The organism is Ruminococcus sp. RTP21484sp1_RTP21281st1_A8_RTP21281_210402 (assembly GCF_040914025.1).
Lineage (GTDB): Bacteria > Bacillota > Clostridia > Lachnospirales > Lachnospiraceae > Blautia_A > Blautia_A faecis.
Genome location: NZ_JBCPGE010000037.1, coordinates 1 through 26,660, shown reverse-complemented (window position 1 = coordinate 26,660; position 26,660 = coordinate 1). Strand labels below are relative to the sequence as shown.

Annotated in this window: 24 protein-coding genes and 1 pseudogene; 5 read left to right on the top strand and 20 right to left on the bottom strand. The window is 43.7% G+C overall.

Translation table 11 applies throughout. From position 1 onward, the window contains the following. Window positions 1-31 precede the first annotated feature (31 nt). Both AB5170_RS16135 and AB5170_RS16130 read right to left on the bottom strand, forming a co-directional pair. Window positions 32-565: a TetR family transcriptional regulator gene (locus AB5170_RS16135; RefSeq protein WP_368361510.1), complete on the bottom strand. Its 534-nt coding sequence runs from the start codon at window positions 563-565 to the stop codon at window positions 32-34. A 222-nt stretch (window positions 566-787) separates the two neighbouring features. After that, window positions 788-1,441 (bottom strand): hypothetical protein, encoded by a 654-nt coding sequence (locus AB5170_RS16130; RefSeq protein WP_368361509.1) that lies wholly within the window; start codon window positions 1,439-1,441, stop codon window positions 788-790. 247 nt (window positions 1,442-1,688) lie between these two features. Here AB5170_RS16130 and thiE point away from each other — a divergent pair, with 247 nt between their 5' ends. Then, window positions 1,689-2,378, top strand: coding sequence for a thiamine phosphate synthase (thiE, locus tag AB5170_RS16125; protein ID WP_368361508.1), 690 nt, complete (start codon window positions 1,689-1,691; stop codon window positions 2,376-2,378). Further along, the gene (locus AB5170_RS16120; protein ID WP_173716082.1) at window positions 2,372-3,031 is read left to right on the top strand and encodes an HAD family phosphatase; all 660 of its coding nucleotides are present in this window, start codon (window positions 2,372-2,374) and stop codon (window positions 3,029-3,031) included. Before thiE ends, AB5170_RS16120 begins: the two co-directional genes overlap by 7 nt. Window positions 3,032-3,228: 197 nt before the next feature. On the opposite strand, the gene AB5170_RS16115 is transcribed toward AB5170_RS16120, so the two are convergent. The 5 genes from AB5170_RS16115 to AB5170_RS16095 all read right to left on the bottom strand — a co-directional run bounded on the left by AB5170_RS16115 (window position 3,229) and on the right by AB5170_RS16095 (window position 11,886). Further along, entirely contained in the window at window positions 3,229-6,540 is a 3,312-nt protein-coding gene (locus tag AB5170_RS16115) for an SbcC/MukB-like Walker B domain-containing protein (RefSeq protein WP_368361507.1), read from the bottom strand. Continuing rightward, window positions 6,537-7,688 carry an exonuclease SbcCD subunit D gene (locus AB5170_RS16110; protein ID WP_173716080.1) on the bottom strand — a complete coding sequence of 384 codons (1,152 nt, stop codon included), beginning with the start codon at window positions 7,686-7,688 and terminating at the stop codon, window positions 6,537-6,539. Before AB5170_RS16110 ends, AB5170_RS16115 begins: the two co-directional genes overlap by 4 nt. A gap of 100 nt (window positions 7,689-7,788) precedes the next feature. Then, window positions 7,789-9,291: a DUF4186 family protein gene (locus tag AB5170_RS16105; RefSeq protein ID WP_173716079.1), complete on the bottom strand. Its 1,503-nt coding sequence runs from the start codon at window positions 9,289-9,291 to the stop codon at window positions 7,789-7,791. Window positions 9,292-9,807: 516 nt separating this feature from the next. Next, the gene (locus AB5170_RS16100; RefSeq protein ID WP_118581997.1) at window positions 9,808-10,017 is read right to left on the bottom strand and encodes a hypothetical protein; all 210 of its coding nucleotides are present in this window, start codon (window positions 10,015-10,017) and stop codon (window positions 9,808-9,810) included. Window positions 10,018-10,203: 186 nt separating this feature from the next. Further along, window positions 10,204-11,886 carry a phospho-sugar mutase gene (locus AB5170_RS16095; RefSeq protein WP_118582000.1) on the bottom strand — a complete coding sequence of 561 codons (1,683 nt, stop codon included), beginning with the start codon at window positions 11,884-11,886 and terminating at the stop codon, window positions 10,204-10,206. Window positions 11,887-12,416: 530 nt separating this feature from the next. Between AB5170_RS16095 and thrH the strand changes: the two genes are divergently transcribed. Then, entirely contained in the window at window positions 12,417-13,022 is a 606-nt protein-coding gene (gene thrH / locus AB5170_RS16090) for a bifunctional phosphoserine phosphatase/homoserine phosphotransferase ThrH (protein ID WP_173716078.1), read from the top strand. Between the two features lie 229 nt (window positions 13,023-13,251). On the opposite strand, the gene AB5170_RS16085 is transcribed toward thrH, so the two are convergent. The 8 genes from AB5170_RS16085 to AB5170_RS16050 form a co-directional block, all read right to left on the bottom strand. Further along, window positions 13,252-14,250 (bottom strand): LacI family DNA-binding transcriptional regulator, encoded by a 999-nt coding sequence (locus AB5170_RS16085; RefSeq protein ID WP_148463200.1) that lies wholly within the window; start codon window positions 14,248-14,250, stop codon window positions 13,252-13,254. A 105-nt stretch (window positions 14,251-14,355) separates the two neighbouring features. Then, window positions 14,356-14,757: a D-ribose pyranase gene (gene rbsD, locus AB5170_RS16080; protein WP_148463201.1), complete on the bottom strand. Its 402-nt coding sequence runs from the start codon at window positions 14,755-14,757 to the stop codon at window positions 14,356-14,358. 103 nt (window positions 14,758-14,860) lie between these two features. Beyond that, entirely contained in the window at window positions 14,861-15,907 is a 1,047-nt protein-coding gene (locus AB5170_RS16075; protein ID WP_148463202.1) for an ABC transporter permease, read from the bottom strand. A gap of 19 nt (window positions 15,908-15,926) precedes the next feature. Then, entirely contained in the window at window positions 15,927-17,465 is a 1,539-nt protein-coding gene (locus AB5170_RS16070) for a sugar ABC transporter ATP-binding protein (protein WP_148463203.1), read from the bottom strand. A gap of 14 nt (window positions 17,466-17,479) precedes the next feature. Then, window positions 17,480-18,067, bottom strand: a complete 588-nt coding sequence (locus AB5170_RS16065; RefSeq protein WP_178090715.1) for a DUF2291 family protein — start codon at window positions 18,065-18,067, stop codon at window positions 17,480-17,482. A 174-nt stretch (window positions 18,068-18,241) separates the two neighbouring features. Further along, window positions 18,242-19,225 (bottom strand): D-ribose ABC transporter substrate-binding protein, encoded by a 984-nt coding sequence (locus AB5170_RS16060; protein ID WP_148463205.1) that lies wholly within the window; start codon window positions 19,223-19,225, stop codon window positions 18,242-18,244. Window positions 19,226-19,655: 430 nt separating this feature from the next. Then, on the bottom strand, window positions 19,656-20,546 hold the full coding sequence (locus AB5170_RS16055; RefSeq protein ID WP_368361505.1) for a ribokinase: 891 nt from the start codon (window positions 20,544-20,546) through the stop codon (window positions 19,656-19,658). A 169-nt stretch (window positions 20,547-20,715) separates the two neighbouring features. Continuing rightward, on the bottom strand, window positions 20,716-21,354 hold the full coding sequence (locus AB5170_RS16050) for a Crp/Fnr family transcriptional regulator (RefSeq protein WP_368361504.1): 639 nt from the start codon (window positions 21,352-21,354) through the stop codon (window positions 20,716-20,718). A 221-nt stretch (window positions 21,355-21,575) separates the two neighbouring features. On the opposite strand from AB5170_RS16050, the gene AB5170_RS16045 reads away from it, so the two are divergent. Further along, on the top strand, window positions 21,576-23,366 hold the full coding sequence (locus AB5170_RS16045; RefSeq protein ID WP_173716073.1) for a flavin reductase: 1,791 nt from the start codon (window positions 21,576-21,578) through the stop codon (window positions 23,364-23,366). On the opposite strand, the gene AB5170_RS16040 is transcribed toward AB5170_RS16045, so the two are convergent. Beyond that, complete coding sequence (locus AB5170_RS16040; protein WP_368072597.1) at window positions 23,314-23,460, bottom strand: DUF6783 domain-containing protein; 147 nt, start codon at window positions 23,458-23,460, stop codon at window positions 23,314-23,316. The two genes, AB5170_RS16045 and AB5170_RS16040, sit on opposite strands and share 53 nt — an antisense overlap. Here AB5170_RS16040 and AB5170_RS16035 point away from each other — a divergent pair. Continuing rightward, window positions 23,432-23,497 (top strand): annotated as a pseudogene (locus AB5170_RS16035) (hypothetical protein); the annotation flags it as partial. The gene AB5170_RS16040 and the pseudogene AB5170_RS16035 overlap by 29 nt on opposite strands. On the opposite strand, the gene AB5170_RS16030 reads toward AB5170_RS16035, so the two are convergent. The 4 genes from AB5170_RS16030 to AB5170_RS16015 form a co-directional block, all read right to left on the bottom strand. Further along, the gene (locus AB5170_RS16030; protein WP_195391703.1) at window positions 23,498-24,517 is read right to left on the bottom strand and encodes a U32 family peptidase; all 1,020 of its coding nucleotides are present in this window, start codon (window positions 24,515-24,517) and stop codon (window positions 23,498-23,500) included. Between the two features lie 99 nt (window positions 24,518-24,616). Then, a complete protein-coding gene (locus AB5170_RS16025; RefSeq protein ID WP_368361503.1) occupies window positions 24,617-26,050 on the bottom strand; it encodes a hypothetical protein in 1,434 nt (477 codons plus the stop codon). Between the two features lie 74 nt (window positions 26,051-26,124). Beyond that, window positions 26,125-26,226, bottom strand: coding sequence for a hypothetical protein (locus AB5170_RS16020; protein WP_368361525.1), 102 nt, complete (start codon window positions 26,224-26,226; stop codon window positions 26,125-26,127). Between the two features lie 17 nt (window positions 26,227-26,243). After that, window positions 26,244-26,660, bottom strand: a 417-nt coding sequence (locus tag AB5170_RS16015) for a GH36 C-terminal domain-containing protein (protein ID WP_368365103.1), incomplete at its 5' end; no start/stop codon positions are given.

Genomic DNA, 26,660 nt, shown 5'->3' with positions numbered 1-26,660 from the left:
CCATTTCCTGTAAATACAGTCAAACGATATTTTATAGTTCTTCTGGAGCATTCTTTCCCATCATAATCAAATAGACTTCGTGTACGATCATATCCAGATTCTTCGTATCCTCCGGTGTCCAGTCCTGGAAAATACCAAAGATAGCATGGCTGTGGTAACGGAGGATCAGTTTCAGCTCCTGGCGGCTATAATTCTGGTACAGATTTTCTTCTTCCACAATGCTCTCAAACAGCTCGTAGGTTCCTTGCATAAGGGTTTGTTCCAATTCTTTTCCATAATTACTTTCTATTCCTTTTCGCACTTCGGGTATAGCATTGATGGCAAAAACAAACAGATACTTCAGCGCTGCTTCTGCGCCGCCCTGCTCTTTGCACGCCTCTAGCAGCCGCCTGGTTCCCTGCTTTATGCTCCACTGAATCATATCCGGTATTCCTTCGAAATGGTAATAAAATGCCTGCCTAGTGATCTGGCACTCTTCCACAATATCCTTTACTGTAAGCTTCTTTACTTTTTTCTCCAGAACCAGCTTACGGGCTGCTTCTGTGATGATTTCTTTCATGTCCATATACTGTGGTTCTCTTTCCTTTATCCGGTGTTGAATCATAAACAATCTCTAATTCTTATACCTTAATAGCTACATGCAAATCATATTATTGGCAACAACGACTAACTACAGCTCATACAATTTCACAGGTTATATATCTTTAACAATTTTCCCACTGCATTTTCCTATGACGCTTATACCCACTACATTTTCCAATAATGCTTATATTCATACTTTGAGTTTCTAATTTGACTCTTCTGAATCTGCAATATTTTTCTCATCTACAGTATCTTGTTTCTCTGGTACCACTACATCTTCTCGCGCCTGCATAGCGGCTCTCTCACGAATGCTCTTCTTCGGGGCGGCCGGTTGAGATTGCTGGGAGGATTTCTTCCTGGCTGGGTCTACTGCAAATTTGCGTTCCGGATCAGCCTTGGCAACTTTGCCTAAACGGGTGGCACCCCAAAGTAAAAACAGCGGAAGTACAATGGCTGTAAAAAGAAGCCCCAGATTCATCAATCCAGTAAAAAACAGAATTACCTGCATGACAATCTCTGTTATAAGAAGAGATATGGCCAGTTTCACAGAAAATCTGCTCTTATCTACTCTGTTGGAATTTCTTACAGATAGAAATCCAACTACAGCTTCCCAGATTCCCACTGCAATAAAACAAATACCAATCCCTTTCAGAAGTCCACTTCCCACTCCGGCATTCTCAAGAAGTTCTACATACTCTGCAGTTCCCTTGTCTACTTCCAGAGCTGTCATAAAGAAATTGATTCCATACATGATCGTGGAGGTAATGGCTGAAAACATCAGGAAAATACCACCAAACATCAGACACATCCTGCCATTCATCGCCTGCCGTGTCACCTTCATCCTCTCAAATTGATCCATAATCAAACCTTCCTCTCTTTTTTGTAAACCAACAAAAACACAATTTTAATATTAGTCTAACATATCATTTTTCGTTATTCAATGTACAGATTCCTGTTCGTGTAACAAACATTATGGGTTACGATTCTCGATCTTCGCAGAAACAGGCTCTAGCTTAATAATTACCTTTACTTTCCAGATTCAGCTTTATATAATGTATTAGAGTGTGTTTGACGCACAAGTTACATGTGAAAGGCAGGTTTTACCAATGAACTGCAATAAAAAAGATCTTTTACTTTATGCCGTTACTGACCGCAGCTGGTTAAATGGCAGAACTTTATATGACCAGGTCGAAGAAGCCTTAAAAGGTGGGGCTACCTTCATTCAGCTACGCGAAAAAAATCTGGATACAGATAGTTTTCTCAAAGAAGCTGCGGAAATCAAAGAGTTATGTGCGCGCTATCATGTACCATTCGTGATCAATGACAATGTAGAAATTGCAAAAGAAATCAATGCCGATGGCGTTCATGTAGGGCAGGAGGATATGGCTGCTGGTAATGCCAGAGCCATCCTCGGTTCTGACAAAATCATCGGCGTTTCTGCGCATACAGTTGAAGAGGCTGTTCTTGCTGAAAAAAATGGCGCAGATTATCTGGGAGTAGGTGCCGCATTCCAAACCGGAACCAAAAAAGATGCCGGCAATATCAGCCATGAAACTATAAAACAAATATGTAAGGCTGTAAATATTCCCGTTATTGCCATTGGCGGAATTACACATGACAATGTAATGGAACTGGCTGGAAGCGGTATCTGCGGAATTGCAGTTATAAGTGCCATCTTTGCAGCTGAAGATATTACAAAAGCAACCAGAGAGCTTAAAGAGCTTACTCTCAAAATGAAAGATTCTACTTGTATTTCCAAAGACAATGCATCTTCCAGGAAAGGAATTTCATGTTAAGGGGTGCCATCTGGGATCTGGATGGTACGATTCTGGATTCTATGTCAGCCTGGGATCATGTAGGCGAAAATTACCTGCGAAACCAGGGAATTGAACCTGAACCGGATCTGGATGAAGCAATCGCCACTATGAGTCTCCACCAGGCAGCTGACTATTTTATTGAGCACTATGATGTAAAACAGACCCGAGATGAATTGATCAAGAGTGCTGTAGCAATTGTAGATGATTTCTACCGCTATGAAGCTCAGCTGAAGCCTCATCTGAAAGAATTTCTGGCTCAGCTTCATGAGACCGGAGTCAAAATGTGTATTGCCACTGCTACAGAGCGCTCCCTCGTGGAAGCTGCCCTGGCACGTTGCAGAGTGCTTGACTATTTCAGCGAAATCTTTACCTGCTCCTCTGTGGGTGCCGGAAAGGACGAACCAACCATTTATCGGGAAGCCTTGAACTTTCTTGGCACTGACCGAACCAATACCATGGTCTTTGAAGATTCTCTTCATGCCCTTACTACAGCTAAGAAAGATGGCTTCTATACCACTGCTGTGTACGACTCTCATGAAGAAAATCAAGAGGAAATACAGCGTCTGGCAAACTGTCGGATTCATGATTACGGTGAGTCGGAAGAGTTTATTAATTTTACAAAAAATCTATAGAACTTTTTATTTGTCGGGAAGCTTAATTGCTTCCCGATATTCTTTATTCAACCAAGTATCTACTACATTGACGCAGGATGATTTCTTCATATGCAAGGCGGAGGAAGGAGGCGTAGCGGTGGCTACGGCGACCGACGACAACGCAGCAGATGAAAAATCAGACAAGTCAATATGGCAGTTACTTAATATTCGATGTACTAGCTTATCTGCCACTTCACATGACTTCCCTTCTCGTCTTTGCTGACGATCAGCTGATCTTCAATCTCCTGCTTCAGCTCGGTCACATGAGAAATAATTCCAATCAACTTGCTTCCTCCCGCCAGTTCCTGAAGAACCTTTACCGCCTGTTCTCTGGAATGCTCATCAAGGGAACCGAAGCCTTCATCCACAAACATTACATCAAGATGTATCGCTGCAGAGCTCTCCTGGATCTGATCTGCCATTCCAAGTGCCAATGCCAGGGCTGCCATAAAGGATTCTCCTCCGGAAAGGGTACGGACTTCACGCTCTTTGCCGGTAACATTAGAATATACCATAAGATCCAGACCACGATTCTTGCCTTTCCCCGCATTCTCCTCGTCTACCATACGAAGTTCAAACTGTCCGGCAGACATATTCGCAAAGCGGCGATTGGCCGCATAAAGAATCTTCTCCAAGTAATATCTCTGCACATAGGTTTCAAGATCCATACGGTTTCCGGACATATTTCCAGACAACAGCTTATAAAGAGTTTCCAGCTTGGTATGCTTTTCAATGATTTTACCTCGCTTCTCCATCTGAGGGCTAAGAATATCATATGCCTCTTTATCAGCTTTATACTGTTCTTTATAAAGTTCCAGTTTCGTCTGAGTCTGAAGCCGTACTTTCTCAGCTTCCTCCATCTGGGACTTGGCAGCTTCCATATCCGGCTTGCTCCTGCCATCTATGGCTTTTCCAGCTGTTTCTGCAGTGGTCTGTGCGGCTAGTTTTTTTCGCTGCCAGCTGTCTGCTTCTTTTTGCAAAAGCTCCGCTGTTTCACGGGTATAGTTCTCTGCTATGTCCGCCCATTCTGCCTCTGTCATATTTTTCTCATTCATCAAAGTCTGATAAAAGGCCTGCCGCTCCTGGTAAAGCTTCTGGTGATCTGGAAGTTCCCCTTCAAATCGTTTAATCAAGCTGGTACAGTTAACCAGCTCTTCAGAAGACGCTTTTTCTTTCTTTTCAGCTTCCTTGGAAGCAGCTTCTGCAGCTTTCCATTTTCCTTTTGCCTGGTTAAACTCTGTCATAGCCGCCTCTTCTGATGGATATTCCCGGGAATCATTCAACTGCTTCAGAAGAGCTTCTGCGCTCTTGGCTGACGCTGCTGCCTCAGTCAGCTTTTGTCCGCATTCCTCTACGGCAGTTTTTCCTGATTTCTTCCGCTCTTCTACCTGTCCCAGAGCATCCTGAAGATTACGCAATGTTTTCTGGGCTGTATTAAGTCTTGTACCCTCTTCCTGTAATAAAGTTTTCCAGGTTCCAAGAAGTGTCTGTATCTGCTTCAGCAAGGCATTCCAATTACACTCTTTATCCGCCATCTGATCCTGGGCTGCACCAGAGACTTCTGAATTTCTGCTCTCCTGGAAATTTTTTATATTGTCTCCCAAAGAATCAAATACTTCCAGCATTCCTGCTTCCGGGAACTGCTCATGATCATTTAAAATACGCGTGCACAGCTTCCTTCCTGTCTCTTCCAAAAGTCGTTCTTTTTCTGCAACTATATCCACAGCTGACCTTGCTTCACCGGCAGACTGTTCCTGCCTGTTTCGAAGCTCAGAAACTTCTTTTTCTGCCAGTTCCAATTGCTCACGGGTGAGATCTCTATGAAGGGTAGAAGCTATGCATGGATTCGGATGTTCTATTGCGCCGCATACAGGACATGGTTTCCCCGGCTGAAGCTCGCGTGCCAGAAAACCAGCCTGCTCATCCAGAAAAATTCTCCGCATAGACTCATATTCCTGGCTCTTTGCGTCATATCTGATTCTATTCTTCTGGTATGTCTCTCGTGCTTTCTTCGCCAGTTTTTTCTGTGTTTCTACACCTTTAAGAAGATCTTCCGTTTCTTGTACTTCAATGCCAAGTACTTCCAGTTCCTGATTTTTCCCTTTCCAGACAGCAATTTTCTCATTAGTGTCGGTCAGCTTCTCTGACTGAGCCCTCCAGTCTGCTTCCTGCTTCTCCATTTTCTCCAGATCTTCTCTGGCTTTGCGGTCTGCGGCCTGCGCTGCGGTCAGATTTTGCTGGCTGGTCTTTACACTTTTTTCTGCTTCCTTGATCTGCTTAAGGAGCTTCACTTCTTTATTCACGCGCTCATAAATAGTGGTGTACGCCTTAAGCTCCTTCTCTGCCGTTTCTTTCACCGCCTTCGCTGTCTGAATGACAGATTGTGACTGTTCTTTTAATAAAGGAGCTCGTTCCTGCTGCTCCTTTAAGGCACTCTCACATGTCTGCATATTACGCAAGACATCCTGACAGCGTGCGTATTCGCCTTTTATTTCGTATGCTTTCTTAATTTTCTCTGACAGAATGGTCTTTTCCCCTATTTGTGCTTCCACTTTCCCACATTCAGAAAGCTGAACCTCAGCGGTTTCCAGCTGCGCATATAAATTCGTCAGCTGAATGGAACTGTTGTAGATATCCCTTTTTTCGTCGCGGAGTTTTGATGCGGATTGTAATTCTTTCGAGGTAAAATTCACACTTTTCTCCAGTGTTCTGCATAACTCGCCCAGATGATCCAGAAAGCAATCCATCACTACAATTTCCCCATTCAAAACCTGCTTTTTTAGCCCTTCTATTTCCTGCCACTGGTCATATTCCTGGGGAATTACCACATGGGCAGCTTCAGTCTGACATGCAGTTTTGATCTGGGCAATCTCTTTTTCCAGGGAACGCTTGCGATTCATCAGCTCGTCCACAATATTCTGGTATAATTCAGTGTTAAACAGCTTCCGGAAGATGACTTTCTTATCATCAGATTTTGCACGAAGAAGCTCCATAAATTCTCCCTGAGCGATCATGGCAACCTGCATAAACTGGCTTTTGGTAAGACCGAGGATCTCCCCCAGCTTGCTGTCAGCTTCCTTCTGTGGATATTCGGTACCATCTGGCATGATCAGGCTGACAGACCCCGGTACTTCACGACTTCCTGTATTTTTCCCCGCCCCTCTTGTCAGAAGCTTCAGATGTCTGGGAACACGGCGGACAGTATACAGCAGGCTATTTTCTCCTGCCCCTTCGGAAAAAACAAGCTCTACAAATGGTTCAACGTTCAACTCTGCATACTGGCTTTGCAGTACAACACCATCTTTCTTGTTTGTACTGGAGCTGGCTTCACCGTAAAGAGCAAATACAAGGGCATCAAATATAGTTGTTTTTCCTGCTCCGGTGTCTCCGGTCACAAGAAACAGATTCTGATTCGGCTCCTGAAAATCGATCTGTGTCAGTTTTCCGTAGGAACCAAACGCCTGCATGATAAGTTTCACAGGTCTCATTTCGTCACCTCCTGTACTGTATTGATAACCTCCTGAAGAATTTCCTGCTCTTCCGCATCTGCATTTCCGAGGAACTGGCAGCAAAGTTCAAATGGATTCAATTCACGCTCACTGTCTGCATGTCTGGTATAATCAACCTGCCGCACAGTCTCACGGCGTATCTCTAGAAGCCCTGGAAAAGCCAGACGCAGACGATCCTGCATATCAATTACGTCCAGATCCACCTTATCCGTAAGAATTACTGTCACATAATCTTTACAGCGCTGTGCCAGAACACTCTCTAAATCTCCCTTGATCACTTTTATCTGGCGCAGCGGTTCCAGTGGAATTACTTCTGTAGTGATTTCGCCCTTTTGTTTTATGTCAACCATTATAATTCCTTTATTCTGACCTGCTTCACTTACAGAGCATGCCAGCGGCGTTCCACAATAGCGATAAAACTCGCCGCCTGCTTTCATTGGCTTATGAATATGTCCCAGTGCCGCATAGTCAAATTTCTGCAGAATATCGGCTGACACCTGGTCAATATTTCCTACTGTCCGGATCTCAGAGTCCATTCGTTCAACTTCTTCTGCACTCTCCCCCATAGGCAGATAGAATTGATGGCTGACCAGAATGTTTCTCTGGTTTATGTCAACCTGTTCACGTTCTATCAGTCTGTGGATCGTATCATTGTAAGAAAGATTATTTCCATTCTCGTCTGTACCAGTGATCAGCTTCACCATGGAAGGCTTCACAAAGGGAAGCAAATAAAAATTCACCGGACCATATTCATCCTGAAGTACCACTTTCTCAATCTGATCTTCTTCTGTCTGCGGCGGCATTCCGATCATATAAATTTTCTGACGATCAAGTACACTTCGAAAGCAGTTCACGCGGGGCGCGCTGTCGTGGTTTCCACTGATCATCATAATTACAGAATCCGAAACTGCATTTCGCAGCTTTCCGATAAAATGATCAAACACCTCCACTGCTTCTGCAGACGGAACTGCTTTGTCATAGATGTCCCCTGCGATCACGATCGCATCAGGTACTTTCTCTGCGGCCTTCTGAATTATTTGATCCAGTATATATTCCTGATCTTCTCTGAGATCACGATTGATTAATTTCAAGCCAATGTGTAAATCTGATAAGTGAAATATTCTCATAAACCGTTCCCCATTCTTATCTTCTCAAAATTCCTGTTAAACTATATATTTCATATACCTTAATGTTACCGATTGTATATATAAAACCAACTTCATAGCCCTATGCATTTCTGTTATATTCTCTCTCAATCCACGCCATCAACACATCTACTATGTATTCCTGCTGCTCTTCTGTGAGCTGCACTCCTGCTGGAATTCTATGCCACTTATACAAGCATCCCCGACAGCAGCAGCCAGTAGCATGCTGAGCCAGGAATACAGGGTGCCCGCGCATTGGAGTCTGTTTGCCATCATTGGGAATCTGAGCCGGAGCCAGACGTGTTCGCACAAAATCTGAGGCATGACTGCGGATGGTATCCATTCCTTTCTCCCGGATATACTGTATATCCTTGTCCTTCAGATGAAAACGACTGCGAAAATTCGAGCGGGACAGGCGGGCAAACAGATCACAAAACTGGTCCTGTTCCGGATCATATTTTCGCAAATACTTCTCATATCCATTCAATATTTCTGCAATTTTCAAATTAAGCTCTGAACTATTATACGTATAGTTCTCATCCTCTAAACGAAAATAGAAATCTATATTAACTTTCAGCTTATTGTTTCCACGCTTTATTCCTCTGCCGCTATTTCTGAAGTTACTACTATTCGTCGTATTATTAATTCCTTCATTTTTTTCATTTGTTCCACCGCCTTCTTCCTGCACCAGAAATTTCACCTGCGCTGCATGCCTCTTCAGAAGAGGAATAATGCAAAAATACAGCCGGTCATCTTCCATATGAAGATACCCCAATACCTGTTTGTCTTTATTCATAAGCTGAATCTGATTCCCATGGAAAGCTTTTGGAAACAGATATTCGCCAGACTGCAAGCTTGCTATAAGCCTGCCTTCCGGGGATGCGGCTTCTGCCGCCAGAAATGCTTTAGCCCGATAAATTCTCTGACCTTTCCTATCTGTGCTCTCTGGTTTCATCAGGGAATCCAGAACCAGTAATGGGTTCACATATTGCATAGAAAGATATTCAAACAGCTTCGCCTGGATGCGAAAACGGTATTCCTTCAAATCTGGTACAGAAGATAAGTCTTCTGCGTTTACGGCATTCTCCGTTCTCTCAAGGAGGACTGCCGCTGCATGACGAATACTGGTAAGAAAAAGCGCGAAATCCTCTTCCTCCGGATCCCACATATATTTTCCACAGGCAGCCTGATAATACAGTTTCCCCTGGGCTTCCTTTCGTTCTTCTTCAGAAAGATTCATACTATAGTGCAGATAAATATTCCTTGGTATAAAAGCAGCCTCGTTCCATTCACCAGACCATTCCTGATGCTGTTCCCTCTTCCCAGATTTATGATTGTCTGTGCCATGAGCCTCTGTTCCATAAACTTCCGTTCCATATGCGTTCTGCATTTCCCGGCTATCGCTCTGGCTCAGTATCCGATACGCTTCATTTATCTCCTGTGCACGCTGAATATGAGCTTCCCTTACTTCATTCAATGAGTCCGGATGAAAACGGCTGATCATCTTATGATATTTTCGCTTAATTTCTCTTTCATCATCTTCTGGGACAATCCCCAGAAGTTCTATTGCATCTTGTGTATTCATTATATATTCCCGATATTTTTATTTCGTTTTTGTCTTCATATTCTTTCAGTATACATTATTTCAAGTAAAAGGGCTATAAATTTCCAATTTAACTTACTCTGAGTAGATGTCATTATAAATGGGAATCGGTTAGATATTGTTATGATTTATGGCTGGGAAACTAGTTCCCAGCCATTTTTTCTGATGTGTCTTGTTATAATTTTATCGGATGTGTTTCGAAAATCTTTCGTCTTCTTATTGATCTTAGGTATTTTGGTTGATCTTTAGCGGCTTATGAATCTTTAGTAATTTACAAATCTTTGGTGAAACACAGAACTTTCGTACTTCTAAGTTCTTTTGTATTTTCAGATTCTTTTGTGCTTTATTACTTTCTTTCGTATTTCAGATTTCTTAAGTGTTTTTCGTATTTCTCTTTCGTTGATGTATCTATACTACCATATCTGTCGCTTTTTGTCATCTGGCAAAGTGAACATATTTTCGATTGTATTTTCATCTATTTTTTATTCTATCAATATATTACATCAATACCAGCATGATAATCCCAACTATCACAAGAAGGGGAAGTGCTATGTAGATCAGACCTCCCAGAACTAATCCGATCAGGACAAGGGGAAGGAATATCAGACGAAAAAAGATTTTCGTAATTCCCCAGGTTGCGCGGAAGGCAAGTCCGATCATTTTGCCAAATATACCAAACATTAAAATGATAAATAACAGCGTCAGCATAAATTGTCACCTCGTTTTCTTTTCAAGCATTATACAATATGGTCTGCCCTTTACTGTAATCAACGACTTAATGGGGATTTTCACTTCAAATAAAGAAAAAATTTACAAACAGCGCAAAAAGCCCCCTGCAGAATCATTCCGCAAGGGGCGATTATTCACTATACGATTATATACTTCGCTTAAGCCTTAAGCCATCATCGGCTCCAATGCCTTAGCCAGCTTCTCTTTCTCAGCTTCTGCCTCTGCAAGATCTTTACCCAGTGTAGTGTAATAAATCTTAATCTTCGGCTCTGTTCCGGATGGACGAACAACTACTGTCTCGTTATTCTCCAGTTTGTAAATGAGAACATTTGCTGCTGGAAGACCGGTCTCCTCAGGCTTCTTATAATCGGTAACCTTCACTACCTTGTAGCCTGCAATGTCTGCCGGCGGGTTGTCACGGAATTTCTGCATGATTCCTGCCATAGTGTCCATTCCGCTGAGTCCCGGGAATTCAAAGCTGTCAACCTTGTTCAGGTAACGGCCATACTGTGCGTAAATCTCCTCAAGTCTCTGCTTCAAGGAGCTTCCAATGCTTCTGTAGTATGCAGCCATTTCGCAGATCAGCATGGATCCGATAATGGCATCCTTATCACGTACATACGGTCCTGCAAGGTATCCATAGCTCTCTTCAAATCCGAAAATGAAACGGTCCACTTCACCAGCAGCCTCAAGCTGTGCGATCTGGTCACCGATCCACTTAAATCCGGTAAGTACGCTTCTAAGCTCTACACCATAGTGCTCTGCAACTGCATCTGCAAGAGGTGTGGAAACGATAGATTTCACTGCAACCGGGTTCTTCGGCATTGTGCCTTTCTCGATACGGCCAGCTGCAATATAGTCAAGAAGAAGAACTCCCACTTCATTACCACTTACCAGCTCATAGGAACCGTCCGGGCATTTCATGGCAATACCAACACGGTCTGCATCCGGGTCAGTAGCAAGCATAAGATCTGCTCCTGTCTCCTTGGCAAGCTTCAGTCCCTGCTCCAGCGCTGCGAAAATCTCCGGGTTCGGGTAGCTGCATGTGGTAAAATAGCCGTTCGGGTATTCCTGTTCCGGAACAATCGTTACATCTGTGATTCCGATATCCTTCAGGATCTGGGTTACCGGCACAAGTCCGGAACCATTCAGCGGGCTGTAAACCAGCTTCAGTCCTGCTGTCTTACAAAGACCTGGACGAACCTGGCGTGACTCGATTGCATCGTAAAGAGCACGTTTGCAATCGTCACCAACAAAGCGAATCAGGCCTTCCTCAACGCCCTCTGCAAAGGACATGTATTTCGCGCCTGTCAGAATGTCTGTCTTCTGGATCTCATCATAAACGATAGCTGCAGCATCATCTGTCATCTGGCAGCCATCCGGGCCGTAAGCCTTGTATCCATTATATTTAGCAGGGTTATGAGATGCGGTAACCATAATACCCGCGTTGCACTCATAGTAGCGTGTCGCAAAGGAAAGGGCCGGTACAGGCATTAATGCATCATAAATTCTGACCTTAATGTCATTGGCAGCCAGAACTCCTGCTGCTGTTTTCGCAAATATATCACTCTTCAGACGGCTGTCGTAGCTGATTGCAACGGTCTGAGTGCCGCCCTGAGTCTTCACCCAGTTAGCAAGCCCCTGTGTAGCCTGACGCACTACATAGATATTCATACGGTTGGTACCTGCTCCAAGAACTCCACGGAGTCCTGCTGTACCAAATTTCAGAGCTACTGCAAAACGATCTTTAATTTCTTCGTCGTTTCCTTCAATCTTAGATAATTCTGGTTTCAGATCTGCATCCTCGAGATCCGCTGCCATCCAGCGCTTGTACTCTTCGTTATACATTTTAACCACTCCTGCCATTATTATTCTGTTTATTTTGTCTAATATTACTACAGATATTAATAATATACCACATTTTTCACGGAACGGCAATATAAGCGACAAATTTCTACCAGACATTTTTTCGCTGTTTTCCACTAATTTCCGACAATTATACATTTCAGCCGCAGTTCACAGGGAGTTACTGTTCACTGGTAACATTCCGCGAGGTGTTTTTTGTGAACAAAGTTCACAAAAAACCCGAGAATTAAGTTTGCGCAGCAAACGCTACTTCTTGTGCTTGTCACAAGAAGGTTCGTTTTTCTGTGCATCGCGAAGCGAGTTACTGGTCACGGAGTGAACAGTAACCACAGGGAACATTCCATTCTCACATTATCAATTTAGGTATAGCGTTCCCGGCTTTTTTACGCTATAATAAGATAATGTGTGAAAGCAACCATCCTAACCGCTTTCCCTTTATCTGACATTGAGATTTGAAAAACACTATAAAATTCAATTGCAGCAATCTTTACAGCTGCAGAACGGAGGAGATTATGGAAATTGTCTGCCTAGACTTAGAAGGTGTGCTTGTCCCGGAGATCTGGATCGCATTTGCCGAAGAGACCGGCATTCCGGAGCTGAAACGAACCACAAGAGACGAGCCTGATTACGATAAATTAATGAAATACCGCCTGAACATTCTGAAAGAGCATGGTCTTGGCCTGAAAGAAATCCAGGAGACTATCGCCAAGATCGACCCGCTTCCAGGCGCCAGGGAATTTCTGGACAAATTAAGAGCACAGACCCAGGTTATCATCCTCAGTGACACTTTTTCCCAGTTCGCAGGTCCTCTTATGAAAAAGCTGGGCTATCCTACCATCTTCTGCAACACACTGGTAGTGGGCGAAAATGGCGAAATTACTGATTTCAAAATGCGCTGCGAAAAGTCCAAATACACCACTGTGAAAGCCCTGCAGTTCATCGGCTACGACACCATTGCCAGCGGTGACAGCCACAACGACCTTGGCATGATCCAGGCAAGTAAAGCAGGATTCCTGTTCAAGAGCACGGATGCTATCAAGGCTGAATATCCGGAGATTCCGGCTTATGAAACATATGACGAGCTGTATGACGCAATTATGAAGGCAATTAAAAATTAATGTAAAGTAAAACTTGGATTCCATCCAGTTTCCGCCAATACACAGCAGTTGGGCAACTGCTATTCCTAAGCATGTCATTTTAGGTGCGCTCTTAGCGTAGGTAAAATCCACAACCTGCATAGACTTAGGCGTGAGGGCTTTCCCGAACGTCTTAGCCAGAGTTGACCGTTAGTTCACCGGAGCGTTGCACCGACCTGCGTGGAATATCAGTTGCCCAACTGTGTACCTCTTATATCTTCTTCACGCTTTCCCTCTCAATAAACTGCGTACACATCTGCATCTTGATCTTAATCCCGTCATTATCTTTCAGAATATTCCGCAACCGCCTTACAACGGCTCTTCCCATCTCCTGCTTCGGCACCCGGAGCGTGGTCAGAGGCGGATAAGAAATTGAGGAAAAAGTAAGGTCGTCAAATCCCACAATAGATATGTCCTCCGGAATCCGGATTCCAAACTCTGCCATAGCTTTCATAGCCCCCAGCGCGATCATATCGTTGTCTGCGAAGAAAGCTGTAGGCAGCTTCACCTTCTCAGACAAATACCGTTTCATATTTTCGTAAGCACCGTCGATGGTAGTTGCCATTGTAAAAATATAGTCCTTATTCAGGGGAAGCCCCGCCTTTTGCAGTGCTGTCTGATATCCTGCAAAACGAGACCGGAAAGGTTTGATCCTGAAATCTCCCCGCAGATAACCAATCTCTTTATGTCCATTGGCAATGAGATACTCTGTAGCCATGCGCGCAGAATCCGCATTATTGATCAGCATGGCGTCAAAGCTCATATCCTCTTTCCAATAATCAATCACAATAAATGGGCAAGTCATTCCCCGGATCAACTCAATGTCAGCATCCACCATCTCTGTACCAAGAAGAATTACCGCAGAAGCCTTATCACTCATAATCCATTTCGCCTGCTCCTGATAACCAGGATCACGTTTATCCAGATTGCAAAGCTGCATTTCCATTCCACAGGCACGACATTCCTGCTCAACGCCAGAGATCAGCTGAATAAAGAAGGGCGAATCCTCTACCACAGAGCCATCCCGCTTAAACACTACAAATTTCACCTTGCGTATATGATTTTCCTCAAAGTACCCCAGTTCCTGTGCCACTTTGAAGATTTTGGCAGATGTGTCAGCATTCACGCCTTTTTTATAATTTAGTGCATTTGAAACAGTTGCTGGAGAAAATCCCGTGGTCTCACTGATTTTCCTCACACTTACTTTCATATTGCATCCTCCTCTGTCTGTAATGGATACGTCGCCCTGCGGACAGCTAAAAGAACGCTGCAAAATAAGTTCTCCCTACTTCGCAGCGTCTTCTCTTGTGAACCTTTATGCCGGGAACGCAACTCCCGCTCTTAAAATTATGTTCGGATAAGGTGTAAACTCACCTGTACGGATTGCAAATTTGCACTGTGCAGACATCTTTTTCAGATCTACGTGGTCAATTCTGCTCTCCTCTGCCTCAAGAAGGCTCTGCTGAATATATGCAAGAAGCTCCGGATTTTTTTCCTCAATCTCATTTGCAATGGTGTAGGCTTCCACTTCTGTCTCCGCCAGCACTGCATCCATCACCTGTTTAAAGGTGGGAACCCCTCCGCATACAACCAGGTCTACAATCTCCACGCCCTTTGGAATGGGCATTCCTGCATCACCGATCATAAACAGATCTTTATGTCCCAGCTCTGCGATACAACGGATCAGCTGGGCATTTAAAATCCCTGATTTTTTCATGCTATTCCTCCTGCATCTCTGATTATTACTATAAATCTTTTTCGGATTTTTTTCAACTTTTCAAATTATTTTAACATTAAGAAAGATTTTGTTGGTTACCTAATTATTTGTTCTCGTTTCTTGCCTGAAGTGCCATCTTCGCCTGCAGATTTCTCTGTGTCTGGTCGATTACGACTGCAAGGATGATAACCAGACCACGGATAACCTTCTGCCAGAACTCGGATACACCACACATTGTCATACCATCATTGATAACACCGATAACAAATGCACCGACTACAGTTCCGATAATGGTTCCGGAACCACCGCTCATGGAAGTACCGCCAAGTACGGTAGCTGCGATGGCGTTCATTTCCCAGCCATCACCAGATGCAGGATGTGCTGCGGAAAGCTGTGCGGTGTTGATCATACCAACCCATGCTGCACAGAAGCCGGAGATCATGTAAACGATAATTTTGATCTTGTCTGCTTTGATACCGGAAAGACGAGCAGATTTCTCGTTGCCGCCGACTGCAAGTACATACCATCCGAATGGAAGCTTCTTCAGGATAATAACGGAAATAATTGCAAGCACTGCGAAAATGTAAACACCGGTAGGAATGCCGGCAATATTGCTTCCAAGGATTTTGAAGCCTGTGTTGCCAAGTCCGTCATAACCTTTGATGTCGGAGAATGTTGCACCGTTGGAACGAAGGTTCGCAAAGCCACGGCAGATGTACATGGTACCAAGGGTAGCGATAAATGGTGCTACACCTAATTTTGTTACAATAAGGCCGTTGACTGTACCGATGATGCATCCAACAACCAGCATGGTAATAATGATTACCGGAACGCTGAAGTAAAGAGTTACACCTGCAAATTTCAGTGTAATACCTTCCTGGATCATACCACCGGCAAGCATACCAACAAGTCCGACTACAGAACCAACGGAAAGGTCAATACCGCCGGTAATGATTACGAAGGTCATACCAAGTGCAAGGATTCCATACAGGGCTACGTGCTTGGCAACCATGGTCAGTGTAGATGCTGACAGGAATGTGGTTCCTTTTACAATGGTAAAAAAGATGACCAGGAGTACCAGTACAATAAAGGTACGTCCTTTTAACAGTGTCATTAACAACTGATTATTATTTGATTTTTTGTTATTCATTGTTCTGCTCCTCCCCGGCTTACGCATTTCTTCCGGTTCCAAGTCCGGCATAAGATGTACGTACAAGTGTGTCTTCTGTGATCTCATCTCCGGTCAGCTCGCCGGTCTTTTTGCCATTTGACAATACAACGATCCTGTCTGCGATTGCCATGATCTCTTTCAGCTCAGATGAGATAACGATAATGGAAAGTCCTTTTTCCGCAAGGTCGTGAATGATCTCAAAGACCTCAGTCTTCGCACCGATATCAATACCACGGGAAGGCTCATCCAGAAGTAAGATCTTCGGCTTGGTCAAAAGTCCTTTGCCGATTACAACCTTCTGCTGGTTTCCACCGGACAGTGATAGGATTGGAAGTCTCTTGTCCGCCACTTTAATATGGATATCCTTGATCTGCTCGTCAACTGCCGCATTCTCTGCTTTCTCGTCAAGGAACAGACCTTTTACATAATCTTTCATAGAAGAAATAGCGGTATTCTTGCCGATATCAAGAGTCTGGATCAGACCCTGGCTCTGACGATCCTCAGGTACAAGAGCAAAACCGTTTTTGATCTGGGCGGCAACATCTTTGATATTTAGCTTTTTGCCCTCATAGAGTACATCACCGGTGTGCTCCGGATGAAGTCCCATCAGGCACTCAAACAGCTCGCTTCGTCCAGCTCCCAGAAGTCCGTAAACACCAAGGACCTCGCCTTTTTTCAGATCCAGGCTTACATGGTCAAGAGTCCAGCCGCCGCCTTTTTTCGGAAGGCACATATCCTTAATTTCCAGCACCTTCGGCTGTTTGGAAAGGTCAATGCTTCTCTCAAACCGATGATACTGGGTGTTCTTTCCAACCATATTCTCTACGATCCAGCTGAGCTCAATGTCCTTTACATCAGCATCTGCAACGTATTTTCCATCACGAAGAATGGTAACGTGATCGCCAATCTCCATAATTTCTTCCAGACGATGGGAAATATATACGATGGAAATTCCGGCTTCCAGAAGCTCTCTCATAATCTTGAAAAGTACCTTAACCTCTGCGGCAGAAAGAGAGGACGTAGGCTCATCCATGATCAGGACACGTAAGTCATCCTGGTTCAGGTTTCGTGCAATTTCCACCATCTGCTGCTGTCCTACACGAAGATCTCCGACCATGGTTTCCGGTGGAATTTCATGTTCCAGACGCTGCAGGATTTTTTTCGCACCCTCTGAATGGGCCTTGTCATCCAGGAAAAAGCCTTTCTTTTTCTCATGTCCCATAAAAATATTCTGGTAAACTGTCATATTCGGGAAAAGAGAAAGCTCCTGGTGGATGATTCCGATACCTTTTGCACGGGCTGCATTGGTATCCTTGAAGTAAACCTCCTGGCCGTCCATGTACATCTTACCTGCTGAAGGCTGCTCGATTCCGGCAATCATCTTCATCAGGGTGGATTTTCCGGCACCGTTCTCACCGATCAGAACGTTTACCTTTCCTTTCAGAAGATCGAAGGAAACCTGATCCAGAGCTTTGGTTCCGGGATAAATTTTATCAATTTTTTCACAATGGAGAACAACATTCGGATCATCAAACATAATGCTTCCTCCTTTTATTCAATCGTCAGCTCAACTGCTGTAACAGATACTGCATCTGTACCGGCTTCTGCGCCGCCTGTAAATGTAACAGTCTTGCCAACTACATTTTCGTCGATTCCAAGTGGGGCAATTACCTGTGCAAGCGCCTGCTTGTTCAGTTCTTTTCCATAGCTTGACCATTCCGTCTGGTTGGTAAAGCTTTCAAAATTCTTCAGAGACTGAAGGTCACGGATGGCGGTACTGGAGTTCGGTCCATCTGTCCGGACCTGAACCTCTGTAGTTCCGGTATATCCATCCAGTTCTACTATCAGATAATGTTTCGGGGTGTCTGTATTGTATTCTTTGATTTTTCCTGTGCCTTTTACTGCAATTGTTTCTGTAATGCCATCACCATTTAATAATTCAGAAAGATCCTGTGCCTTGTCGGAAATGTCCGCTACAACGGCTCCCCAGTCACCCTGGGACTCTGCTGCGGAATCAAATTCCTGTTTTCCTGTATAAGAAGCTTCTTCGCCAATGGGTACTACAGTTACAACACCACAGCCGGTAAAGGTTACTGCTGTACATGCGGCCAGAACTGCCAAAATTCTTCTGCTTTTCATAATCATCTCTCCCTGCTTTCTATTATAAAAGGCGGCGCTGGCGCACCGCCTTCCAAAGCGTGTTTAAAAAGACTTTCTGCAAAATATACCACAAAGCGGGGCATGCAGATTGTGCGAATAATTTTTCAAACACTCGTTCATTTTTTTATAAAAATCTGTTTCCTGGCAGCCAGATTATTTAGCTTCTGGTTCTGTGTAAACAAATGCGCTCAGGCAATCTGTATTGTCAGCTGTGATTGCTACACAAGGAACAAGCTGTTTCTCTTCTTCCGGAGCTGTACCGTTAAGGTAAGCGTCTGCCTGCTCAACTGCCATCTCAGTGATCAGAGCGATCTGCTGAAGAGCGGTACCAACCATGTCACCAGATTTGATGTAAGCGTTTGCTTCGTCAGATCCGTCAAGACCGATGATCTTAATGTCGTTACGTCCTGCATCCAGGCAAGCCTGAACAGCACCACATGCCATTGTGTCATTACCGCAGATAATACCGGTGATCTCTGGATTGGACTGAAGGATTGCTTCTGTCTTCTCATAAGCTTCTGTCTGATCCCAGTTAGCGGACTGCTGAGCTACCATCTCAAGATCCTCATACTCATCAATTACAGAATGGTAGTTATCAGAACGAACCTGGCAGTTTGTATCGGATTCAAGTCCAAGGAGCTCTGCGTATTTGCCTTCGTAGTTCATAGCCTCAACCCATACTTCTGCGATTGCTGCTGCACCCTGTGCGTTATCTGCAACGATCTGTGCTACTGCAAGTCCGGACTGGTTGATTTCACGGTCGATAAGGAAAGTCGGGATTCCAGCGTCATATGCTTTCTGAACTGCTTCGATGGAAGCATCTGCACCAGCGTTATCGCAAATGATTGCTGCTGCGCCATCGTTGATAGCTGCTTCGAAAAGCTCAAGCTGTGTAGCAGCGTCGTCATCGTGGGAAGCACATTTTACTTCGTATCCAAGTTCTTCAGCTTTTTCTTTCGCAATTACCTGCTCTGTGTTGAAGAATGGGTTAGATGTGGAAGGTGTGATACAGTAAATGATCTTGCTTCCGCCGCCTGGAAGTAATTCTGCATTCTCTTCAGCCATTACCGGAACTGTCATTAAACCTCCAACCATCGCTGCTGTCATAGCCAATGCCATTGCTTTTCTTGCTTTCATAAATACGTCCTCCTTGAAATATAATTAAGATCTGTTTTTGTTCGGTTTTCTCTCCGAACTGTTGATAATTTGATTATAAACGTTTGCATAAATATTTCAATAATCTTTTTAGTTTTATGTGTTATTTTGTATGAATGCACAAGGTTTTTGTTGTGATTTTAGTAAGTTTTTACTATAAAATCTATGTATTCCCAACCATCCATTAGTGCATTTATGTAAACGTTTATATAAACATTTATAAACAGTATGTAAAACATAATATAAATTTTGCGCGTTATGGAGACGGTTGCCAAGACTATCCAGAGCCAGGCAACCGCTCCGGTGAATAAGACTTGTTCTCTGAAAAAAAACGTGGCAGTCACCAAGGCCTCATGCAAGCATGGACTTTGGCGACTGCCGCACACCGATACACTCTTATGTAATTCACAATTTACAACATTCCCAGCTCTTTCTTCACTTCATCCGCTCTCGGAATGGACGGTGTAGCGCCTGGTCTTGAAACAGCAATGGAGGAGGCCTTTGCAGCCATTCTCAGCGCCTCCTGGATGGATCTGCCCGCGGTAACTGCTGCAATGAAATATCCTGTAAATGTATCACCAGCTGCTGTGGTATCCACAGCTTTTACCTTGAAAATATCCTGGAAAACTTTTTCTTTTCCATCGTAATAAACAGCGCCGTCACTTCCAAGTGTAAGCACGAAACGTGCATTAGGAAATTTCGCAGCCATGGCATCCAGGATCTGATCTTTATCCTTGCAGCCAGTGATCTGTTCACCTTCAATTTCGTTTACGAGAAACAGATAAACCTTACTGAGATCACAGGTACTCAGCTTGTCATCAAAGGGTGACGGGTTCATAACAATCTTCATCCTTTTCTCATAAGCCTGGTCAATAATGTAGTCCAGCATATTGATCTCATTCTGCAGGATCAGATAGTCTCCTTCTCCAAAATCAGCAAGAACCTCATCTACAAATTCCTTTGTCTGCATCTGGTTGGTTCCACCGTATAAAATGATGCAGTTCTGGGCATTTTTGTCCACCTGGATCATGGTATGACCACCCTTTACCGGAAGTCTGCGGATATATTTGGTGTTTACACCAGCTTCCTTACAAGCATCCAACAGAATATCTCCATCTGTTCCCACGATTCCCGCATGATAAACCGTCACCCCAGCCTTCGCCAGTGCAATAGACTGGTTCAAGCCTTTTCCCCCGCTGAAAACTTCCAGCTTGGAAGAATGCTGGGTTTCACCGCCTACAATGATGTGATCTACGGAATACACGTAGTCTACGTTTAATGAACCGTAATTTAGTACTTTCATGTAAAAACCTCCAATTTGTTTGTTCTCCCTCATACCGCCACCCACAAACCTTTTCAGATGACAGCATCTATACTTCTATTATTATGTTGTACAAACTTCTTCTCGTCAACTATATTTTCCATCAGAATGTTACCGTTTACTGATAAAAATTATATATCCCACTCTATTTTCAATCCAAAATCCGCAATTTCTTCCCATCCCGTTCTATAATCCCCTCATCTGCCAGGTTCTTCAGCTCCCGCATCATGGCACTGCGGTCTACACTAAGGTATTCGGCAAGAGTGGTGTAGGACATGGGCAAGATAACCGTTTTCGTCTGTTTTTCTGCGGCAATGGAATTTAAATAGGTCATGATCTTCTTTCGGATGCTGTTTCTTGACAGCACATAAATCCGGTTGGCCTGCTGGCTGGCACGCAGGGCAATCATCTGAAGCAGGTTGCTTACCAGCTGGCTATGGAATTTACAAGCATTTTCGCAGCGTTTAATCACATGCTCATAGGCGATAAACAACACTCTTGTTTCGGATTTTGCACAGACATAATAGTGCTGGGATTCTTCAGGTAAAAGGAATGGTTCGCCGAAAACACTATCCTTTTTCAGGTTATCTATCATATATTGATTTCCATCTTCATCAATGCAATAAAGAACTGCCTGACCTTCCAGGATCAAACCTATTTTTTTCATGGAACTGGCATATTCCATCACAGTCTCATTATTCCGATAGACTGCTTCATGCATATCGAAACAGATGCGCATACGTTCCTGTTCTTCAGGAGTTATGTATGAAAAAAGTGTCACTGGTGTCATTTCTACAATCCCTTTCTATAAATTTATCCAGAACATGTTCAAAAAATAATTTCTTATATCTTACACCATTTTGTTGTATTTGCAACAGATTTTATTTCAAAATTTGGTTATACTAAGACCATGTTAAAGAAATAACAAAGCAGTAAAAAATACATAGTTCCCGCAGAAATCACAAACAATTACACCAATAACAATATCTCATAAAAAGGAGACGAACCCCTATGAAAATTACAGACACCATCCGCTACGCAGGCGTAAACGACCATCAGATTGATCTTTTCGAAGGTCAGTACAAAGTACCGAACGGTATGACGTATAATTCCTATGTGATCCTGGATGAAAAAATCGCAGTCATGGATACTGTAGATGCAAATTTCACTCACGAATGGCTGGATAATCTGGACCGCATCCTGGAAGGCCGCAAGCCAGACTACCTGATTGTACAGCATATGGAGCCGGACCACGCAGCAAATGTGGCAAACTTCCTGAAAGTTTATCCGGAAACCACCATCGTAGCCAACGCAAAAACCTTCACTATGATCCAGAACTTCTTCGGTCTCGACCTGGAAGGACAGAAGCTGGAGGTTACAAATGGCGGCACCCTCAACCTTGGAAACCACAACCTGACCTTTGTTTTCGCTCCCATGGTGCACTGGCCAGAAGTTATGGTAACCTATGACAGCACCGATAAAGTACTTTTCTCCGCAGATGGCTTCGGAAAATTCGGCGCACTGGATGTAGAAGAAGATTGGGACGATGAAGCTCGCAGATACTTTATTGGCATCGTTGGAAAATACGGACCACAGGTTCAGAAATTACTGAAAGTTGCCGCAGGCCTGGATATCCAGATCATTTGCCCTCTTCACGGACCTGTTCTTACAGAAAACCTTGGACATTACATTGGTCTTTACGATACATGGTCCTCTTACACACCAGAGACAGAAGGAATTGTCATTGCCTACACATCTGTATACGGTCATACAAAAGCGGCTGTAGAGCTGCTGGCTGACAAGCTTCGCAGCAAGGGATGTCCCAAAGTTGTTGTATATGATCTTGCAAGAGATGACATGTCACAGGCTCTGTCCGACGCATTCCGCTACAGTAAGCTGGTTCTTGCTACCACAACCTATAATGCAAGCATTTATCCGTTCATGCACGACTATATCACCCGTCTGACCGAGCACAACTTCCAGAACCGCACCGTGGGCATCATCGAAAATGGTTCCTGGGCACCTCTGGCAGCAAAAATTATGAAAGAAATGCTTTCTGGCTGCAAGAAGATCAACTGGCTGGACACTACTGTAAAAGTGCTTTCCGCAGTAAACCAGGAAAACAAGGATCAGCTGGAAGCTATGGCAAGCGAACTTTGCAAAGAATACATTGCCCAGAATGATGAGCTGGCAAACAAAAATGACATGACAGCCCTTTTCAGAATCGGATACGGTCTTTATGTAGTTACCTCCAATGACGGCAAAAAAGACAACGGACTGATCGTCAACACTGTGACCCAGCTCACTGATACTCCAAACCGTATTGCGGTAAATATCAATAAGGCAAATTACTCCCACCATGTGATCAAACAGACTGGAGTTCTCAACGTAAACTGCCTGTCTGTAGATGCACCGTTCTCTGTATTCCAGCAGTTTGGTTTCCAGACCGGACGCAGCGTAGATAAATTTGCAGGTCAGAAGGTCTACCGTTCCGATAATGGACTGGTATTCCTGGACAAATATATTAATGCATTTATGTCTCTGAAGGTTGAACAATATGTAGACCTTGGTACCCATGGAATGTTCATCTGCAGCGTCACCGAAGCCCGCGTCATGAACGATCTTGACACCATGACTTACACCTACTATCAGAAAAATGTAAAACCGAAGCCAGAAACCGATGGCAAAAAAGGCTTCGTCTGCAAAGTATGCGGCTACATCTACGAAGGTGACGAGCTCCCGGATGACTTCATCTGCCCGCTGTGCAAACATGGAGCTGCAGATTTCGAGCCCATCGGATAAAAAAACAACCAGATAAATTTTTCAAGGCAGCACCGAATCCAGAGCGTGTCTGAAAAAGGCTTTCTGCAAGATGTGCACCACAATTTGTGGGAATGATTTTTCAGACACACTCCGGAGCCTGCGCTGCCTGATTACCGGTAATAGCAATTCCTGCTGCACCCTCTGGGAAAAATCTGCAATTTCAATTTTCGCCGGAATTCCATTTCGTCAACGGATTCTCTCAATATATTCAACGCCATTCGAAGATTTCGAATATCTTTTTCCATGTAATCCGTATAATTTCCACGGCCAACCAGCTTCAAGTGCGTAATTCCGGCTTGCTTTAACTGATAAAGTGCACATAGACCACAGCCAGTTTCACCGCAAAGATAACCCGCAGAATCATAGGAAAAATCATGTAAACTGTGAAAATCATCAGGAACAAAGCCGTCTGGCAGCAAATGCCCTCCGTTTATTTCCTGATTGAAGATTTCAGAACCGGCATTCCCTGTTTTTAAGGTTCCGATCTGATAGGGCACTTTACAAAGATACCCCATCTCATCGCAATGCAAAGAATTACAAAATGCACCTGTAAACTGGCACATTTCATTCAATACAAAGGCCTCAAATTCCGGAACTCCTTCTGTTCCATCCTTTTTTCCACATTTATCAACAACCGCTTTCATATCTTCGAATGTATTTTTCCTGTGAAAAATCACACGTTTCAATCTCATTTTTGCCAATGAAGCCACCATCTGGCTGTTAATTTCTCCACATTCTCCACTGAGATGGATTTCGCAGTTTATGCCATTTTCACGTAAATATACCATCAACGCCGGGTCTGCAATAATATAACTGTGAAAACCGATTTTTATACACTGGCTTATAATCCCGGCAATTTCTGGATATTGTTCCGGGATATAATACAGGGAATTGAAGGTAAGATGGACTGGTTTTTCGTACTTTTTCATCATCCCAGACAGGATTTCCAGCTCACTGAATGCGCCAAGCTGTACGTTATAACAAAGTACTTCCCTGCGGTTTAAGGGCAGTACCGTTCCGTATTTTTGGGACCAGGAATAAGGAACATAACCACAGAAAAATTCATCTGCACCAGCCTCCGCGAACTTTATATATTCATCTATTGAGCCTAATCCTGCTACTATTTTCATCACTTATCTCCATAAATTCCAGTCTTGAGCAGCCATGTACTTCATCCTGAATAAAATATCGCTTCTGCCTCAACACGGGTATGTCACCTGCCGGCGGCATTACCATGCTCTTATTACAACCCGGTCCACACCGTTTTGGATATAATTCTTCAGTATTTCTTCCTCTTTCAATATCCTCATATCAATCCCAAACAACGAATTATACCGCCCTATCATATGCAAATGTTCCGGATACAAAAGTGCATATTCCGTACAATATCCCGGGCATTTTTTTGCAAGCTTTTGTCGTCCTCTCTCGCCTGTTTCACATACTGCACCAAGAGGACAATACTGTGATGTATTGGTCTGATAGAACGGAATATGCAGGCTGTTTTTTCCAGGTGGAATCTGCTGTTCGTAACCGCAGGATTCCCATTCAAAGCGTTGGATTCCATATTCTCTTTCCAGAAAATTACGGTAAAATCCAGCATTCAGGCTGTTCCTCTCAAACCATTTCTGTTCTCCTTTTTTGAACGGAATCCGAGGGTCTTTTCTGCGTTTATTTAACAAAATTCCAAGGCTGGGAATCAGATTCCTTCTGCTTTTTTTTACTAAAGAAGCCATTCCCCAGTCATTTACAACAATCTCTACAGACTGCCTTTTTTCTTCACACCACCGGTTAATTTCATCAAGCAATTCTGTTATATAATCCAGCATATATTCCCGGATATAAGAAAAAACAAGTGTGATTTCCACCTGTTCTGCCGCTGCTTTTTCTATTATTTCAAACAACAATTTACGTTCCGGAAACAGAAGATGACAGAACTGATTTCCAATATAAAGGTGATCCGGTACTCTATGTTCCAGAATAATGCTGCCGCAGATACCGATACATTTTCCGGCATACTTTTTGGAAAATTCTGTCAGGGAACTATTCAAATATTCCTGATACAATTCCGGGCGATCTATCTCCAGCGCCAGCTCCGTAACACCTGATTCAAGCGGTACCTGGCACTTATACCCAGGCTTAAAGCCAGTTCCGTACTGAGAACAATTATCAGTTAAATCTATACGTTTCCCATTATAAGCGGACTCCAATCCATCTGGCGTAAGCTCTCTCCGCCATATTCCCACCTGCTCTTCCAGACTGCCACGCTTGACCTCATCCAGTTCCCCCGGATACCCTGTCAGGCTTTTCGCCAACGCACTGTCGTCCTCTTCCAGCTTCAGATGAATGTAGTGATTATACTGATAAAGAAGCCTCTGAACCGCCTCTGCATACGCTTTCTGCTTCACTGTCACCTTATATTTTACATAAAATCCGGAGAGTTCTGCGTCCACCATATCAAACCTTTGTATATCGTATTCTGGAATTTTCAATTCACGATAACACCCATTCTTTATATCATAAAAGCACACCTTCAAAGCTTCTGAATCAGAGATATTTTCTTCTATTGTCCGAAAACAAAATCCACTCTCATCAATCTCTGTAATCCGAACCTCCCGTCCTCCCACAAACCCGGCAAGAAGCCCGAAAGGAATCATTGAAACCATTGCAATCACACCCTGTTCCGTCTACGAATACTGCAAGTATATCTCAGAATATATAAAAAAACAATCTTTCCAGTTTATAAACCTTTTCTCCTTTTTTCTTCACAAAAGAATGGTAAAATTAACTTAACGACTATGAAAAGGTTCGGGTAAAATATACCGCAAAGTGGGGCGTGCAGATTGCGGGAATGATTTTTCAAACACGCTCCAGTTCTATCTGGTATGCTTCATATTCGCTCACCGCAGCAGGAAGTAGTATTCCAGCCTCCATAAGTGCAGCTCCCGGATATACTTTTCCGGTAGTTTTTTCCCGATAAAAAGCATCCTCTTCCATTCCTTTTAAGGTAACGTATGCTGCCGGCAGATTGGCTTCTGCTGTAAGTCTTATCACACTTACCAGTGCCTTGGATCTGTCATCTGATACCACCATCCAGGCCGCAAAATTATCCTGGAAAGGATTGGAAAGACGGTAATAATCTCCTTCACGGATCAATTCCTGATACTCCCTGTATTGGGCAAGCTGGGCACGGATTTCTGCTTTTTCCTTTGCATTTAAAAGTGCGGGATTCAGTTCATAGCCAAAGGTTCCAGACATAGCTGCAACGCCTCTTGT

Coding starts and splice junctions, on each gene's coding strand:
- AB5170_RS16135 (WP_368361510.1), bottom strand. CDS start 565: ATGGACATGAAAGAAATCATCACAGAAGCAGCCCGTAAGCTGGTTCTG.
- AB5170_RS16130 (WP_368361509.1), bottom strand. CDS start 1,441: ATGGATCAATTTGAGAGGATGAAGGTGACACGGCAGGCGATGAATGGC.
- thiE (WP_368361508.1), top strand. CDS start 1,689: ATGAACTGCAATAAAAAAGATCTTTTACTTTATGCCGTTACTGACCGC.
- AB5170_RS16120 (WP_173716082.1), top strand. CDS start 2,372: ATGTTAAGGGGTGCCATCTGGGATCTGGATGGTACGATTCTGGATTCT.
- AB5170_RS16115 (WP_368361507.1), bottom strand. CDS start 6,540: ATGAGACCTGTGAAACTTATCATGCAGGCGTTTGGTTCCTACGGAAAA.
- AB5170_RS16110 (WP_173716080.1), bottom strand. CDS start 7,688: ATGAGAATATTTCACTTATCAGATTTACACATTGGCTTGAAATTAATC.
- AB5170_RS16105 (WP_173716079.1), bottom strand. CDS start 9,291: ATGAATACACAAGATGCAATAGAACTTCTGGGGATTGTCCCAGAAGAT.
- AB5170_RS16100 (WP_118581997.1), bottom strand. CDS start 10,017: ATGCTGACGCTGTTATTTATCATTTTAATGTTTGGTATATTTGGCAAA.
- AB5170_RS16095 (WP_118582000.1), bottom strand. CDS start 11,886: ATGTATAACGAAGAGTACAAGCGCTGGATGGCAGCGGATCTCGAGGAT.
- thrH (WP_173716078.1), top strand. CDS start 12,417: ATGGAAATTGTCTGCCTAGACTTAGAAGGTGTGCTTGTCCCGGAGATC.
- AB5170_RS16085 (WP_148463200.1), bottom strand. CDS start 14,250: ATGAAAGTAAGTGTGAGGAAAATCAGTGAGACCACGGGATTTTCTCCA.
- rbsD (WP_148463201.1), bottom strand. CDS start 14,757: ATGAAAAAATCAGGGATTTTAAATGCCCAGCTGATCCGTTGTATCGCA.
- AB5170_RS16075 (WP_148463202.1), bottom strand. CDS start 15,907: ATGAATAACAAAAAATCAAATAATAATCAGTTGTTAATGACACTGTTA.
- AB5170_RS16070 (WP_148463203.1), bottom strand. CDS start 17,465: ATGTTTGATGATCCGAATGTTGTTCTCCATTGTGAAAAAATTGATAAA.
- AB5170_RS16065 (WP_178090715.1), bottom strand. CDS start 18,067: ATGAAAAGCAGAAGAATTTTGGCAGTTCTGGCCGCATGTACAGCAGTA.
- AB5170_RS16060 (WP_148463205.1), bottom strand. CDS start 19,225: ATGAAAGCAAGAAAAGCAATGGCATTGGCTATGACAGCAGCGATGGTT.
- AB5170_RS16055 (WP_368361505.1), bottom strand. CDS start 20,546: ATGAAAGTACTAAATTACGGTTCATTAAACGTAGACTACGTGTATTCC.
- AB5170_RS16050 (WP_368361504.1), bottom strand. CDS start 21,354: ATGACACCAGTGACACTTTTTTCATACATAACTCCTGAAGAACAGGAA.
- AB5170_RS16045 (WP_173716073.1), top strand. CDS start 21,576: ATGAAAATTACAGACACCATCCGCTACGCAGGCGTAAACGACCATCAG.
- AB5170_RS16030 (WP_195391703.1), bottom strand. CDS start 24,517: ATGAAAATAGTAGCAGGATTAGGCTCAATAGATGAATATATAAAGTTC.
- AB5170_RS16025 (WP_368361503.1), bottom strand. CDS start 26,050: ATGGTTTCAATGATTCCTTTCGGGCTTCTTGCCGGGTTTGTGGGAGGA.